Origin of the sequence: Micromonospora sp. NPDC049679, assembly GCF_040659735.1 — a bacterium.
Taxonomy (GTDB): Bacteria; Actinomycetota; Actinomycetes; order Mycobacteriales; family Micromonosporaceae; genus Micromonospora_I.
Genome location: NZ_JBFANZ010000042.1, coordinates 33,787 through 47,125, shown reverse-complemented (window position 1 = coordinate 47,125; position 13,339 = coordinate 33,787). Strand labels below are relative to the sequence as shown.

Below are 13,339 nucleotides of genomic sequence, written 5' to 3'. Positions count from 1 at the left end.
CCGACGTCAGCACGGCACCGTCGCTCTCGAACACGAAGGTCCACCGGAAAGAGACAAGGTTGCCCCGAACGTCGGTCACGTCCACCCGCCCCCCGCGTTTCTCCTCAATCAGACGCCCCGACGGTCGATGGATATACGACGGGGCCACGGACGGCACCCGACGCAGTGACGACCCAAGGACGGATAGTCGTGATACTCGTGACGCGCCTCAACGGTGCCGCGTTCGCTCTGAACCCGGACCTGGTCGAGCGTGCCGACTGCACGCCCGACACGGTCATCACCCTGGTCGACGGCACCAAGTACGTGATCTCCGAATCGGTGCCCACCTTGATCGAGCTCGTGCGGCACTACCGCGCGTCCGTGATCGCGCAGGCGCACCGCATGGAAATTGAGCCCCCTGTCGTACGGGAGCACTCCGACGCGCAGGACGTGGACGCGACGGTCCTGCGGCTGCACCGGAAGGAACGCTGATGGACCTCGCCGTGATTGTCGGGCTGGTGGTCGCCTTCGGCGCGATCTTCGCCGCCCAGATCCTGGATGGCGGCAGCCCCACGTCGCTCTTCCTGGCCGCGCCGCTCCTGCTGGTTTTCCTGGGCACCTTCGGCGCCGCCATGATCGGCGGCATCATGAAGGACAGCCTGGGCATGTTCGCCCAGATGAAGCGGGCGGTGACCGCCAAGGTGACGCCACCGAACGAGCTGGTCGACAGCGTGGTGAGGCTCGCCGAGCGGGCCCGCCGGGAAGGGCTGCTGGCGCTGGAGGACACGGTCAAGGAGGTCAACGACCCGTTCCTCAAGCGCGGCCTGCAGCTCGCCATCGACGGCACCGACCCGGAAGAGCTGAACGAGATCCTCTACGCCGAGGTCGGCGCCAAGCGCAAGGCCGACAAGGTGGGCTACAAGATCTTCGAAACGATGGGTGGATACGCGCCCACCATCGGCATCGTCGGCACCGTCATGGGCCTGGTGCACGTGCTGGAGAACCTCGACAAGCCGGAGACACTCGGCCACTCGATCGCGGCGGCCTTCGTCGCCACCCTCTGGGGCGTCATGAGCGCGAACGTGATCTGGCTGCCGCTGGCCGGCCGCCTCAAGCGGATCAGTGACCTGGAGTGTGAGCAGATGGAGCTCGCCATCGAGGGGGTGCTCGCGATCCAGGCGGGCTCGAACCCGCGTCTGGTCGCCCAGAAGCTGCGCAGCCTGCTGCCGCCGGGTGCGGCCAGCGGCGACGGCGGCGACAAGGCGAAGAAGGCGGCCTGACATGTCGCACAAGAAGCGCGGCAACCACCATGAGGAAGAGGAGCACGTCAACCACGAGCGGTGGCTCGTCTCGTACGCGGACATGCTGACGCTGCTCTTCGTGCTCTTCGTGGTGCTGTTCGCGATGAGCAACGTGGACAAGGCGAAGTACGAGAAGCTCGCCACCAGCCTCGCCAGCGGCTTCGGCGCGTCCACCGCGGCCATCTCCGGCAACCCGCAACCGCTGCAGGGCTCCGGCAACGAATCCAACGTGTTCCCGATCGACCCCGGCGCCAACCCGGGGCTCGAGCAGGAGGTCAGCAAGGGCGCTCCGCAGTCAGCGGAGGAGAAGGCCCGCAAGGCGGGCGCCGCCGCTGCCGATCGCGCCCGGGCCTCCGCGAACGCCCGTGCCGCGAACCGTGAGGTCAAGAACCTCAAGGAGATCGAAAGGAAGATCAAGAACGCACTGGAGCGGGCGGGCCTGCAGGACACCGTGCAGTTCGCGATCGACGAGCGCGGTCTGCACGTCACGGTCGTGACCAGCGAGGTCGTCTTCGCCGGCGACCGCGCCGATCTGCTGGCCGCGGGCCGGGAAATCATGGACACGGTCGCCCCGGCGCTGCGCCCCCTGCCGAACAACATCCAGGTCGACGGGCACACCAACCAGCTTCCGGTGCCGACCCGCAACTACCCCAGCGCGTGGGAGCTCTCCACCGCCCGCGCCTCCACCGTCGTCCGCTACCTCAACGGCAAGGGGATCGAGTCCGTCCGGCTGTCCGCCGCGGGCTACGCCGGCACCCGGCCGCTGATCCCGGCGGACAACCCGCAATCGGTGACCATGAACCGCCGGGTCGACATCGTCGTCCTGTCCAGCCTTCCCCCCGAACAGCGCGCGCTGCTGCCGTCCGCAGCCGGATGATCCCGTCCCGCGCAACTCCCGTCCCGCACGATCAGCAGTTGAGGTTCTGATGAGCAAGAACGACAAGGACGCGTCGGCCGAGGCCGAGGCGAAGCCGAAGAAGTCCAAGAAGATGCTGATGTTGATCCTGGCCGTCGCGCTCCTCGGCGGCGCGGGCGGCGGCGGCTACTTCATGTTCATCGGCGGATCGAGCGCGGAGACCGCACCGCCCGCGCCGACCCCGGGGGTGGTGGTCGCCATGGACTCGGTGACGGTGAACCTCGCGGACGGGCACTACCTCAAGATGAAGATCGCTCTGCAGGCCACCGCCGAGGCGACCGAGGAGCCGAACGGCAGCAAGGCGCTCGACCTGGCCATCACGAAGTACACCGACATGCAGCTCGGCGAGCTCTCCTCGGCGGCGGGGCGGGCGAAGGCGAAGGCCGAGCTGTTGGAAAAGGTCAAAGAGGCGTACGACGGAAAGGTGATGGACATCTACTTCACGGAGTTCGTGATGCAGTGACCGACTCGGAGTGACCTGGCGGGGTTTATCCGCCGGGTTTCCTCACACCGCCACCGGTCGCGCCGATGGATACGCCGTGACCAAGTCGCCGTCCGCGGTCTCCACCACCCGTACCCGAGGCGCCATGACGCGCCGCGCCGGAGGGGGTGGGCCCCAGCCCTATGACTTCCGCCGGCCCATCAAGCTCTCCCGTGAGCACGTGCGCACGCTGCAGATCGCGTTCGAGACGTACGCCCGGAGCGGCAGCACCCTGCTGACCACCCGGTTGCGGACCGTCTCGAACATGAACCTGCTCGCGATCGAGCAGCTCACGTACGAGGAGTACGTCGCCTCGCTGAACAACCCGACCGTGCTGGCCGCCGTCACCGTGGAGCCGCTCGCCGGGTCGATCCTGTTTGAGATCTCTCTCGCCACGGCAATGGCCGCGATCGACCACATGCTGGGCGGCCCGGGCGGCCCCCAGCCGGAACGGCCGCTGACCGACATCGAGCTCCCGCTGCTGCGGGGGTTGCTCGACCGTCTGCTGGACGAGATGCGCTACGCCTTCGAGCAGCTCGTCGACATCCACCCCAAGCTCGGCGTCATCGAGTACAACCCGCAGTTCGTCCGCAGTCACTCCCCCGGCGACGCCGTCGTGGTCGCCTCCTTCGAGCTGAAGGTGGGCCAGGAGGAGTGTGTGGCGAGCATCTGTCTCCCCTTCGCCTCGATCCTGCCGGTGCTGGAGGCCGAGGGGGGCGAGGCGGTGCTCTCGGAGAAGGAGCAGGCCGCGCGCCGCAGCGCCCGCCGCAACGTGACGGCGGGGCTCTCGGCCGCGCCGCTGGACGTCGCCGTGCGGTTCCAACCGATCCGGATGCGCACCGACGACATCGTCCAGCTCCGCCCCGGTGACGTCGTGCCGCTCGGCCACCCGGTCAGCCGCCCGCTCGCGGTCACCGTCAACGACACCACGTTCGCCCAAGCCGTACCCGGCAACCAGGGGTCCCGCCTGGCCTGCCTGATCGTGCCTTCGCCCACCGAGGAGAACCGCCGATGACGTCCCCTACCCTCGCCGACGCCCATCTCGACCTCGTCCGGACCGCCGCGCGCGCCGCGCTGGCCGTTCTGCCGACGAGTGAGGCGCTGCACGCCGACGAGCCGCGCGCCGACATCCCCCAGCCACTGCCGTCCGGGCAGGCGGTGACGGCCCGCTTCACCGGTTCGGCCACCGGCGAGGTGGTCGTCGTGGTCGGCCAGGACCTCGCCGACGCGCTCCGCGAGAGCCCGCTGGGCGCGCTCGACCTGACCACCGCCGTGCGCCCGGCCCTGGAGGCCGCCGCCAGCACCTTCGGCCCGGTCGTGCTCGACCCGGGCCTCGCCATGGAGCCGTCGGTGGCGCTGAGCGCGCTCACCGCCAAGGGCGGCGCCGTCCTGGTCCCGCTCAGCGACGACACGCAGATCCGCGGACTGGTCGCGCTGCGGCTGGAGCCGTGGCCGGGCGAGAGCGCGCCGAGCCAGCCGGCGAACTGGAACGCGGCCCAGGCCGCGCCGAACACCGCTCAGCGCAGCCGCGGGCTGGATCTCCTGCACGACGTGGAGATGGAGGTCTCGGCCGAGCTGGGCAGGACGCGGATGAGCGTACGGGAGCTGCTCTCGCTGACCCCGGGCGCGATCATCGAGCTCGACCGGGCCGCGGGCACCCCCGCCGACCTCCTGGTCAACGGCCGGCTCATCGCCCGCGGCGAGGTCGTCGTCATCGACGAGAACTTCGGGCTGCGGATCACCGAGCTCGTCGCGCCCGGCAACGAGCACGCGTAGGGAATCGGTGTGATCGAACTAGTCCTCCGGATCACGCTGTCCCTCCTGGTCGTCCTCGGCCTGATGTGGGGGCTGGCCAAGCTGGCCCGCCGCCCCCTGTCGGGTCGGGGCGGGGCGGCGCTCGCCGTCATCTCCCGGCAGCAGCTCACCCGCGGCTCCTCCGTCGCGCTGCTGCGCGTGGTCGACCGGGCGCTCGTCGTCGGCATCACCGACGGCCAGGTCACCCTCCTCGCCGAGACCGATCTGGCGGCTGTGGAGCGTCAGCTGCAGGAGCCGGCGGAGCAGCGCGCCGCGGTGGAGCTGGAGCCGCACCCCGCGGACCCGGAAGCCCGTCCGGGCCGGCTCGACGGCTCCCTCCTCTCCCCCGCCACCTGGGTGCGCACCGTGAACCTCCTGCGTGAACGGACGGTGCGTCGCTGATGCGCCGGATCCTCACCACGCTCCTGCTCGGAGCGGGACTGATGCTGGCCGGGCTCCTCGGCGGCCTCACCCCCGCGGCGCCGGCGCTCGCCGCGCCGACCGCGCTCACCGCCCCGGTGGCGGCAGCACCGGTCGCCGTCACATCGGTGGCGGCCGTCATGGCGTTGCCGGCGGCACCGGTGCCGCCGACCGAGCCCACCGAGCCGAACGACGGAACGATCTCGGTCAACGTCGGGGGCGGCAGCGGCAAGCCGACCAGTTCGCTCGTCGTGCTGCTGGGGCTGACCGTGCTCTCGGTGGCCCCCGCGCTGCTGCTGCTCTGCACCAGCTTCACCAAGGTGTTCGTGGTGCTCAGCATCACCCGCAACGCGCTGGGTCTCACCACCGTACCGCCGAACCAGGTACTCGCCGGGCTGGCGCTCTTCCTGAGCCTGTTCATCATGGGTCCGGTTCTCTCGGAGGTGAACTCCCAGGGCGTGCAGCCCTTCCTGAAGGGCGACAAGACCCAGTCGCAGGCGTTCAACGACGGGGTCCAGCCGCTGCGGGAGTTCATGCTCAAGCAGACCCGCAAGGACGAGATCGCGTTGCTGACGAAGGCGGCGAACGATCCGCAGCCGGCCACGCCGAAGGACGTCCCGCTCACCACGCTGGTGCCGGCGTTCGTCCTCTCCGAACTGCGCGCCGCGTTCATCATCGGGTTCGTCATCTTCGTGCCGTTCCTCGTCATCGACATGGTCGTCGCGGCCTCGCTGATGTCGCTGGGCATGATGATGCTGCCGCCGGTCATGGTCTCCCTGCCGTTCAAACTGCTGCTCTTCGTGCTGGTCAACGGGTGGGGTCTGATCGTCACCGCCCTGATCGCGAGTTATTAGCGATCCCCTTCCGGCCGACTCTCCGCCACCAACAGAAGGTGCCTCGACAGATGACCGACACCCAGGTCCTCCACATCGGGCTGCAGGCCATGACCATGACGGCCAAGCTCGGCGCGCCCATCCTGCTGACCGCCCTGCTGATCGGCTTCACGATCTCGCTGTTCCAGTCCGTGACGCAGATCCAGGAAGCAACGCTCTCCTTCGTGCCGAAGGCGATCGGGATCGCCGTCGCGCTGCTGTTCAGCGGCAACTGGATGCTGCACGAGCTGATCTCGTTCACCACTTCGCTGTTCGATCAGATCCCCCGCCTGCTGGGCAGCGCCTAAACCATGACCTGGCAGGTTCCGACCGCCACCCTGGTGACCCTGCTGCTGGCCACGCTGCGCGCGTCCGCCTGGCTGGTGGTCTGCCCGCCGTTCCAGGGGCGGATGATCCCGGCCGCGGTCAAGCCGCTGCTCGCCGTGGCGCTCGCGCTGCCGGTCACACCCGACCTGGTCGACCGGGCGCCCGAGCCGACGGTGCCGGTGCTGATGGCCAGCGCCGCCGAGCAGGTGGTCATCGGGGTGGCGCTGGGCTTCCTGACCGCGCTCTTCTTCGCCGCGATCCAGGTGGCCGGCGACCTGATCGATTTGTTCGGCGGCTTCTCCCTCGCCTACGCGTTCGATCCGCTCTCCGCCACGCAGAGTTCCGTCTTCGGTCGCTTCTACAACCTGATCGCGGTCACCCTGCTCTTCGCCAGCGACGGGCATCAGATGGTGCTGCACGGGTTCCTGCAGTCCTATCGCACGCTCCCGCTGGACGGGGCGCTGTCGCTGGCCAACCTGAGCCGGCTGCTGACCGACGGGCTGGGTGAGATGTTCCTGGCCGGGCTGCAGATCGCCGGGCCGCTGATCGCCGTGCTCTTCCTCACCGACGTCGCCTTCGGCCTGCTCAACCGGGTCGCGCCCTCGCTGAACGCGTTCGCGCTCGGCTTCCCCGCGAAGATCTTCCTGACCGTCGCGCTGGCCGGGACGGCGATCGCCGTGCTCCCCAACGCGCTGGACAACCTGCTCCGCAAGGCCGTCTCCGCCGTGCTCACGGTGGCCGGCGGATGAGCGCGCGGAGCGGAGCCGTGGCGTGAGCGGGGAAAAGACCGAGAAGCCCACACCGCAGAAGCGCAAGCAGGCGCGGCGGGAAGGCCAGATCGCCCGCTCGCCCGACGTGGGGGCGTGGGCCGGGATGCTGGCGGCGACCCTGCTGCTGCCGATCACCCTGCGGATGGCGACCGGCACCATGCAGACCCTGCTGGCACGCGTGCCCTCGGTGATCGAGAACCCGGACCCGGCCGCCGCGATGGCTTTGCTGCGGACCGGTCTTATCGGTGCGGCGCTGGCGGTGGCGCCGCTGGCCGGCGCCCTCCTGGTGATCGGTATCGCGGCCGCGGGCGCGCAGGGCGGCATCCATGTGGCGACCAAGCTCTTCGTGCCGAAGTTCTCCCGGCTCAATCCGCTGCAGGGGTTCAAGCGGACGCTGGGCCCCCAAGCCTGGTGGGAGGCGGCGAAGGCGACCGTGAAGACGGCCGTCCTCGCCGGCGTTCTCTACTGGACCGTGAAGGACCTGGTCCCGCTGCTGATGACCGCCGGACAGCTGCCGCTCGGCGCGCTGATGCACATCGTCGGCGGCACCGTGCTCACCCTGATCCGCACCGCCGCCGTCGCCGGCCTGGTCATGGCCGCCGCCGACTACATCGTCGTGCGCCGGCGGACGGACAAGCAGATCCGGATGAGCAAGCAGGAGGTCAAGGACGAACACAAGCGCTCGGAGGGCGACCCCATGATCAAGGGTCAGATCCGGGCCCGGCAGCTGGCGATGAGCCGGAACCGCATGATGTCGGAGCTGCCGAAGGCCGACGTCGTGGTGGTCAACCCGACGCACGTCGCGGTGGCGCTCCGCTACGACCCGGCGAAGGGCGCGCCGCGGGTGATCGCGAAGGGCGCCGGCACGATCGCCAGCAAGATCCGCGAGGTCGCGACGCAGCACCGCATCCCTCTCGTGCAGGACGTGCCGCTCGCCCGGGCACTGCACGCCAGCTGCGAACTGGGCGACGAGATCCCGCCGGAGCTGTACGGCGCGGTGGCCAAGGTGCTCGCGTTCGTGATGGGGCTCAAGGCACGCGGCTCCGCCGCGGGCGTGCACCGGCCCTTCGCCGATTCGTCGCAGATCTCCTGATCGCTGCGGAAATTCTCAGCTCCGCCCTCCGGCGTCCGATAGGAGGGGGCCAGGACGGCACGCGATAGGGCATGGACAGGCCCGGCATAGCTCCCACCCGTGGAAGGTGCCGTGAATCCGAGGCGACTGAGCCAGTTCGTCGTGCCGATCGGCGTAATCATGATCATCGTAATGATGGTCGTGCCGCTGCCGACGATGCTGCTCGATCTGCTGATCGCGCTGAACATCATCGGCGCGCTGCTGATCCTGCTCGTGAGCATGTTCGTGCAGCGCCCGCTCGATTTCTCCATCTTCCCGTCGCTGCTTCTGGTGGCCACCCTCTTCCGGCTGGCGCTGAACATCAGCGCCACCCGGCTCGTGCTGCTGGACGGCTTCGCCGGCAACGTCATCGAGGCGTTCGGGCATTTCGTCGTCGGTGGCTCACTCGTCGTCGGCATGGTGATCTTCCTGATCCTGATCATCGTGCAGATCGTCGTGGTCACCAAGGGCGCCGAACGCGTCGCCGAGGTGGGCGCGCGGTTCACCCTCGACGCCATGCCCGGTAAGCAGATGGCGATCGACGCCGACCTCAACGCCGGCCTGATCGACGAGTCCGAGGCCCGTCGACGCCGCGCCGAGGTCGCCTCCGAGGCCGACTTCTACGGTGCGATGGACGGCGCCTCGAAGTTCGTCAAGGGCGACGCGATCGCCGCCATCATCATCACCCTGGTCAACCTCGTCGGTGGCTTCATCGTCGGGATGATGCAGCACGGCATGTCGGCCGGCGAGGCGATCCAGACGTACAGCCTGCTCAGCGTCGGCGACGGCCTCGTTTCGCAGATCCCGGCGCTGCTGTTGTCGGTCGCGACCGGCCTGATCGTCACCCGGTCCGCGACCGAGGGCGACATGGGCACCAACGTGGCGCAGCAGCTCGGCCAGCACAAGCTCGCTCTGCAGATCGGCGGCGGCGCCTCGTTGGCCCTCTGCGCCATCCCCGGCCTACCCAAGATCCCGTTCCTCCTGGTCGGCGGCGGCATCCTGCTTCTCGCGCAGCGGCTGCCGTCGGCGAATTCCCCGACAACCGACACGCCGGAGATCCCGAGCGGCACCGCCCCGGACTCGACCGAATCGCTCATCGGCGAGATGCGGGTCGACCCGCTGGAGCTGGCCCTCTCCCCCGACCTGGTCGACCTGGTCGACCCCTCGAGCGGGGACCTGCTCGACCGGGTCCGGGCCCTGCGCCGCAAGATGGCGATGGAACTGGGCATGGTGATGCCCCCGGTACGCACCCACGACGACCTCGATCTGCCGCTCTCCACGTACGTCATCCGGATCAGCGGCGTCGAGGTCGGGCGGGGGCAGGCGCCGCCGGGCACCGTCCTCGCCATCGGCGACGGGCTGCAGTCGCTGCCCGGTCGCGCCGGCACCGAGCCCGTCTTCGGCTTGGCCGGCAAGTGGGTCCCGGCCGAGCTGCACTATCAGGCCGAGCTGACCGGGGCGACCGTCGTCGACCGCGCATCAGTGATCATCACGCACCTCGCGGAAGTGGTCCGGAGCAACGCGAGCCGGCTGCTGGGCCGCGAGGACGTACGGGCCCTCGCCGAGATGACCAAGCGGACCCATCCGATCGTCGTCGAGGAGTTGACCCCGACGCTGCTGAGTCTCGGCCAGATCCAGAAGGTGCTGCAGTCCCTGCTCGACGAGGGCGTACCGATCCGCGACCTGGTGCGCATCTTCGAGTCCCTCTCACTGCGGGCCAAGGTGTCGACGGACGCGGACGGTCTGGTCGAAGCGGCCCGGGCCGCGCTGGGCCCGGCGATCGCCGCCCAGCGCGCCACCGGCGGCGCCCTCCCCGTGATCACCCTCGACCCGCAGCTGGAGCAGGCGCTGCTCGAGTCGCTGCGCCCGGCCGAGGCCGGGGCGTTCCTCGCGATCGACGGCGGCCGGGCCGAAGCGATCGTCAGCGAGATCGGCCGCCTCGCCGAGGCGGCCGAGCAGGCCGGCACCACGTGTGTCGTCGCCTGCTCACCACAGTTGCGCGCGCCGCTGAGTCGGCTCCTGCACGCGGCGGCCCGGAAGGTGGCGGTCCTGTCCTACTCGGAAATCTCCGGTTCTGTATCGCACATCGAGACGATGGGAGTGGTGAACGGTGCCTACGCGAGTGCTGCTTGAGGGTCCGGAAATTGAGCCGCTGCTGGCGCAGGTGCGTGACGAGTACGGTGCCTCGGCGCGGATCGTCAACGCCGAGAAGGTGCGCAGCGGTGGTGTCGGCGGGTTCTTCGCCCGCGAGCACTTCGAACTGTCGGTCGAGGTGCCGGACGGTGCCGTGACAGGGCCGGCCGCGACCAACCAGGCGGGCATGTCCCGCCCCACGACGTCGAGCGCCCCGTGGCCGGCGAATCCATCGGGCGCGGGGGGCATGGCGCCGTCCCCTCCGGGTGGAAGCGGTGGACCCGCCGCGCAGAACGCGCCGCGCTCCCTCGACGACCTGCTCAACCTGGCCGAAGCGCAGGAGGAGCGGCTCCCGGCGCGGCCGCTCGCGACCCCCGCCGAGCCGACCCCCACGAACGCGCCGCCGACTCCGGCCGCCACTGCGACGCCCGAGGCCGTGGCTCCGGAGCCCGTGACTCCCGGCCGCGTCACTCCCGGCCCCGTGACTCCCGGCGCTTCGGCCGCGCCCACCGCGAGCCCCTTCGTGGCGAGCACGTTCGCCACCGCCTCCATTCCGTCGCCGGCGGCCACACCGGCGACCGGCATGCCGCTGAAGCGGCCGATCCGGTCCGCGTCGGCTGTCCCGCGCGCCGCGCTCGTCTCCACGACCGGACCTGCGTTCGCCGAGATCATGGCGGAGCTGAACGCGCCTGCGGTCACCGAGCCGTCGACCACCGTGGCGACGCGGCCACACCACGCGGCCACGGTGGCCACCGTCGCCACGACGGCCGCGCCGGCGCCGGTCGTCGCCCGGCTGGTCGACCTGGGCCTGCCCGAGCCGCTCGCCACGCGCGTGATCGGCAACGACCCGTACCAGGAAGTGCTGGACGCCCTCGCGGCGCTGCCCGCGCCGCCGCGCGAGCCGCGCAAGGCGGGCGACGTGCTGGTGATCACCGGAGAGTTGGCGCATGCCCTCCCCATCGCCCGCGAGGTCGCGCAGCGGATGCACCTGGATCCCGCGAAGATCCTGCTCGCGGCGCCGACCACCGGCGGCACCGGGCTGCACGCGTCGCGCCGGATCTCCGGCCCGGCCGAAGCGCACCGGCGCGCGCGGATGCTGCACCGCGCCGAGGTGCCGCACGTCGTGGTGATCGACACGCCGATCACGACCGCGGACGACGGCTGGGGGCGGTCGATCTGCGACGCGCTCGGCGCGACCGCGGTCTGGGCGGCGGTGGACGCCACCCGGAAGCTCGCGGACACCGCGCGGCATCTGCGGCTGATGGGACCGGTCAACGCGACGGCGGTGTACGCCACGTCGGTCTGCTCGGACCCGGCCGCGGTGCTCGCGCTCGACCCACCGGTGGCCCTGCTTGAGAGCCGCCCCGCCACGCCCGCGGCCTGGGCGCAGCTGCTGACCGAGCGCCTGCGGGGGATCGCGGGCGACGCGGAGTACGGAACGGATGTGAGGTCCCTATGTCGCTGATCAGGCCCGCCGCGCTCGGGTTGGCCGCGCTGATGACCGCGCCGGCGCTGTACCGCGCGTTCGTCACCCAGACGCTGGACGTGCAGAGCGCGCTGGCACGGTTCCTCATCGCCGTGCCGATCGCGGCGCTCATGCTCGCCGCGCTCCGCACGATCACCGAGAGCTACCGCAGTCGCCCGCGCCTCTTCGACGCGCAACTCCAGGCGCAGTCCCGCAATCCCGAGATACCACCGCCACCGTCCTGACCACCGCGACCTGGCAGTTGTGGTCCCGCTTGTGCCGGCTTAGCCGGCACAAGCGGCGGCCACAGCTGCAAGATCGCCGGGTACGGGGCCGCGGTCAGGCCGCCACGTCCCGACCCACCGGCAGCGACACCCGAACCCTCGTCCCCTCCGCCGGCGTCGATTCGACGCCGACGCTGCCGCCGTGCGCGTCCACGATCGCCTTGACCACGCTGAGGCCGAGCCCGAGACCGGCGATCGCCTGATCGCGGGCGTACGCGCCACGAAAGAACCGCTCGAACAGATGCCGTCGCTCATGCGGGGGAATTCCGACCCCGGTGTCACTGACCTCGATGATCACGTCGGGCCCGCTCGTCACCCGGACGTCCACGCGGCCGCCGGCCGGCGTGAAGGCGATCGCGTTGTCGACCAGGTTCGCCGCCACCCGCGTCAGTTGGCCGTCACTGACGTGGACCAGTGCGGGGCCGTCCGTCACCAGGGTGAGCCCCACACCGGCGCGCGTGGCGTCGGAGCGGCAGCGGTCGACCACCGTTGTCACGATCGCCCCGACGTCCACGAGGGACACCTCGGGGCCGCTTCCGACCGTGCGTCGCGCCGAGGCCGCCTCCAGATCGTCGATCAGCCGGACCAGCCGCTCACCGTTGCGCCGGACTCGTTCGATGATCCGCGTGAGCTGCGCGGGATCGCTCCCGTCGCCGAGCAGTTCCAGATAGCCCTGGATCACCGTGATCGGTGTGCGCACCTCGTGCGCCATTTCGGAGAGGAACTCCCCTTCGCGCGTACGGGCGGCGGCGAGCCGACGTTGCAGATCGGTGGCCGCGGCGCGCGCACGTCGCAAGGTCAACTGCCCGACGGTGAGTTCGCCGAGCATGGTCAGGCCGTCCCGCTGGTCGGCGGAGAGTTCCCGCGGCCTGGGGTCCATGACAGAGAGCGCGCCGAGCGCGTAGCCGTCCGGGTCGATGAGCGGCACCCCCGCATAGAACCGGATGTTCGGGTCGCCGGTGACCTGCGGGTTCTCCCGGAACCTCGGATCCGCCGTGGCGTCGGGCACGACCAGCACCTGGCGGTGGGCGAGGGTGTGCGCGCAGAAGGAGATGTCCCGCGGGGCGCGCGAGAACTCCAGGCCGGTCTGACCGAGGAACCGCTGTTCGTGCTCGTAGATCAGGGAGACCGCGGACATCGGGGCGCCGCACAGGACGGACGCTAGCCAGGCGATCCGGTCGAACATCGGCGTGCCCGGGTCGCCGGGCAGGCCGTAGCTCTGCAGGGCAGCAAGACGGGCGCCCTCGTCCGAGGGTATCGGTGCGCTCATCCTCGGCCGCCGATCATCCATGTGTAACGGGGCCTGAGAGCGCCCCGACTCGTGTCCCCGAGCCTTATGAACATCCCGTTACTCCGTCGTGCTTCGGGCAGGCGACGGTTGCAAAACAGGTGCATCCGATTACCCGCGTGAAAGACCGCCGGCAAACCACCCTCTATCAGATGAAATAGACCGCCATTACGCATTTGTAGCGTTACTCTGATCCAT

Annotated in this window: 15 protein-coding genes; 14 read left to right on the top strand and 1 reads right to left on the bottom strand. The window is 70.2% G+C overall.

What is annotated here, in order from left to right; translation table 11 throughout:
* Window positions 1-189: 189 nt before the first annotated feature.
* The 14 genes from AB0J06_RS22540 to AB0J06_RS22475 all read left to right on the top strand — a co-directional run bounded on the left by AB0J06_RS22540 (window position 190) and on the right by AB0J06_RS22475 (window position 11,814).
* On the top strand, window positions 190-471 hold the full coding sequence (locus tag AB0J06_RS22540) for a flagellar FlbD family protein (RefSeq protein ID WP_357430989.1): 282 nt from the start codon (window positions 190-192) through the stop codon (window positions 469-471).
* A complete protein-coding gene (locus AB0J06_RS22535) occupies window positions 471-1,259 on the top strand; it encodes a flagellar motor protein (RefSeq protein WP_357430987.1) in 789 nt (262 codons plus the stop codon). The genes AB0J06_RS22540 and AB0J06_RS22535 overlap by 1 nt, the downstream gene beginning before the upstream one ends.
* A 1-nt stretch (window position 1,260) precedes the next feature.
* A complete protein-coding gene (locus AB0J06_RS22530) occupies window positions 1,261-2,157 on the top strand; it encodes a flagellar motor protein MotB (RefSeq protein WP_357430985.1) in 897 nt (298 codons plus the stop codon).
* A gap of 49 nt (window positions 2,158-2,206) precedes the next feature.
* Window positions 2,207-2,659, top strand: coding sequence for a flagellar basal body-associated FliL family protein (locus tag AB0J06_RS22525; RefSeq protein ID WP_357430983.1), 453 nt, complete (start codon window positions 2,207-2,209; stop codon window positions 2,657-2,659).
* Between the two features lie 76 nt (window positions 2,660-2,735).
* Window positions 2,736-3,692 (top strand): flagellar motor switch protein FliM, encoded by a 957-nt coding sequence (locus AB0J06_RS22520; RefSeq protein ID WP_357430981.1) that lies wholly within the window; start codon window positions 2,736-2,738, stop codon window positions 3,690-3,692.
* A complete protein-coding gene (gene fliN, locus AB0J06_RS22515; RefSeq protein ID WP_357430979.1) occupies window positions 3,689-4,453 on the top strand; it encodes a flagellar motor switch protein FliN in 765 nt (254 codons plus the stop codon). The genes AB0J06_RS22520 and fliN overlap by 4 nt, the downstream gene beginning before the upstream one ends.
* A 9-nt stretch (window positions 4,454-4,462) precedes the next feature.
* Window positions 4,463-4,873, top strand: a complete 411-nt coding sequence (locus tag AB0J06_RS22510) for a flagellar biosynthetic protein FliO (RefSeq protein ID WP_357430977.1) — start codon at window positions 4,463-4,465, stop codon at window positions 4,871-4,873.
* Entirely contained in the window at window positions 4,873-5,745 is an 873-nt protein-coding gene (gene fliP / locus AB0J06_RS22505) for a flagellar type III secretion system pore protein FliP (protein WP_357430975.1), read from the top strand. The genes AB0J06_RS22510 and fliP overlap by 1 nt, the downstream gene beginning before the upstream one ends.
* 50 nt (window positions 5,746-5,795) lie before the next feature.
* A complete protein-coding gene (gene fliQ / locus AB0J06_RS22500; protein WP_357430973.1) occupies window positions 5,796-6,071 on the top strand; it encodes a flagellar biosynthesis protein FliQ in 276 nt (91 codons plus the stop codon).
* 3 nt (window positions 6,072-6,074) lie between these two features.
* Complete coding sequence (gene fliR / locus AB0J06_RS22495; RefSeq protein WP_357430971.1) at window positions 6,075-6,839, top strand: flagellar biosynthetic protein FliR; 765 nt, start codon at window positions 6,075-6,077, stop codon at window positions 6,837-6,839.
* A gap of 22 nt (window positions 6,840-6,861) precedes the next feature.
* A complete protein-coding gene (locus AB0J06_RS22490; protein WP_357430969.1) occupies window positions 6,862-7,953 on the top strand; it encodes an EscU/YscU/HrcU family type III secretion system export apparatus switch protein in 1,092 nt (363 codons plus the stop codon).
* A 99-nt stretch (window positions 7,954-8,052) separates the two neighbouring features.
* Window positions 8,053-10,104 carry a flagellar biosynthesis protein FlhA gene (gene flhA, locus AB0J06_RS22485; RefSeq protein WP_357430967.1) on the top strand — a complete coding sequence of 684 codons (2,052 nt, stop codon included), beginning with the start codon at window positions 8,053-8,055 and terminating at the stop codon, window positions 10,102-10,104.
* Window positions 10,094-11,569, top strand: coding sequence for a hypothetical protein (locus tag AB0J06_RS22480; RefSeq protein WP_357430965.1), 1,476 nt, complete (start codon window positions 10,094-10,096; stop codon window positions 11,567-11,569). The genes flhA and AB0J06_RS22480 overlap by 11 nt, the downstream gene beginning before the upstream one ends.
* The gene (locus AB0J06_RS22475; protein WP_357430963.1) at window positions 11,560-11,814 is read left to right on the top strand and encodes a hypothetical protein; all 255 of its coding nucleotides are present in this window, start codon (window positions 11,560-11,562) and stop codon (window positions 11,812-11,814) included. The genes AB0J06_RS22480 and AB0J06_RS22475 overlap by 10 nt, the downstream gene beginning before the upstream one ends.
* A gap of 94 nt (window positions 11,815-11,908) precedes the next feature.
* Here the strand turns inward: AB0J06_RS22475 and AB0J06_RS22470 are convergent, their stop codons facing one another.
* Window positions 11,909-13,123, bottom strand: coding sequence for a GAF domain-containing sensor histidine kinase (locus AB0J06_RS22470; RefSeq protein ID WP_357430961.1), 1,215 nt, complete (start codon window positions 13,121-13,123; stop codon window positions 11,909-11,911).
* Window positions 13,124-13,339: the final 216 nt, after the last annotated feature.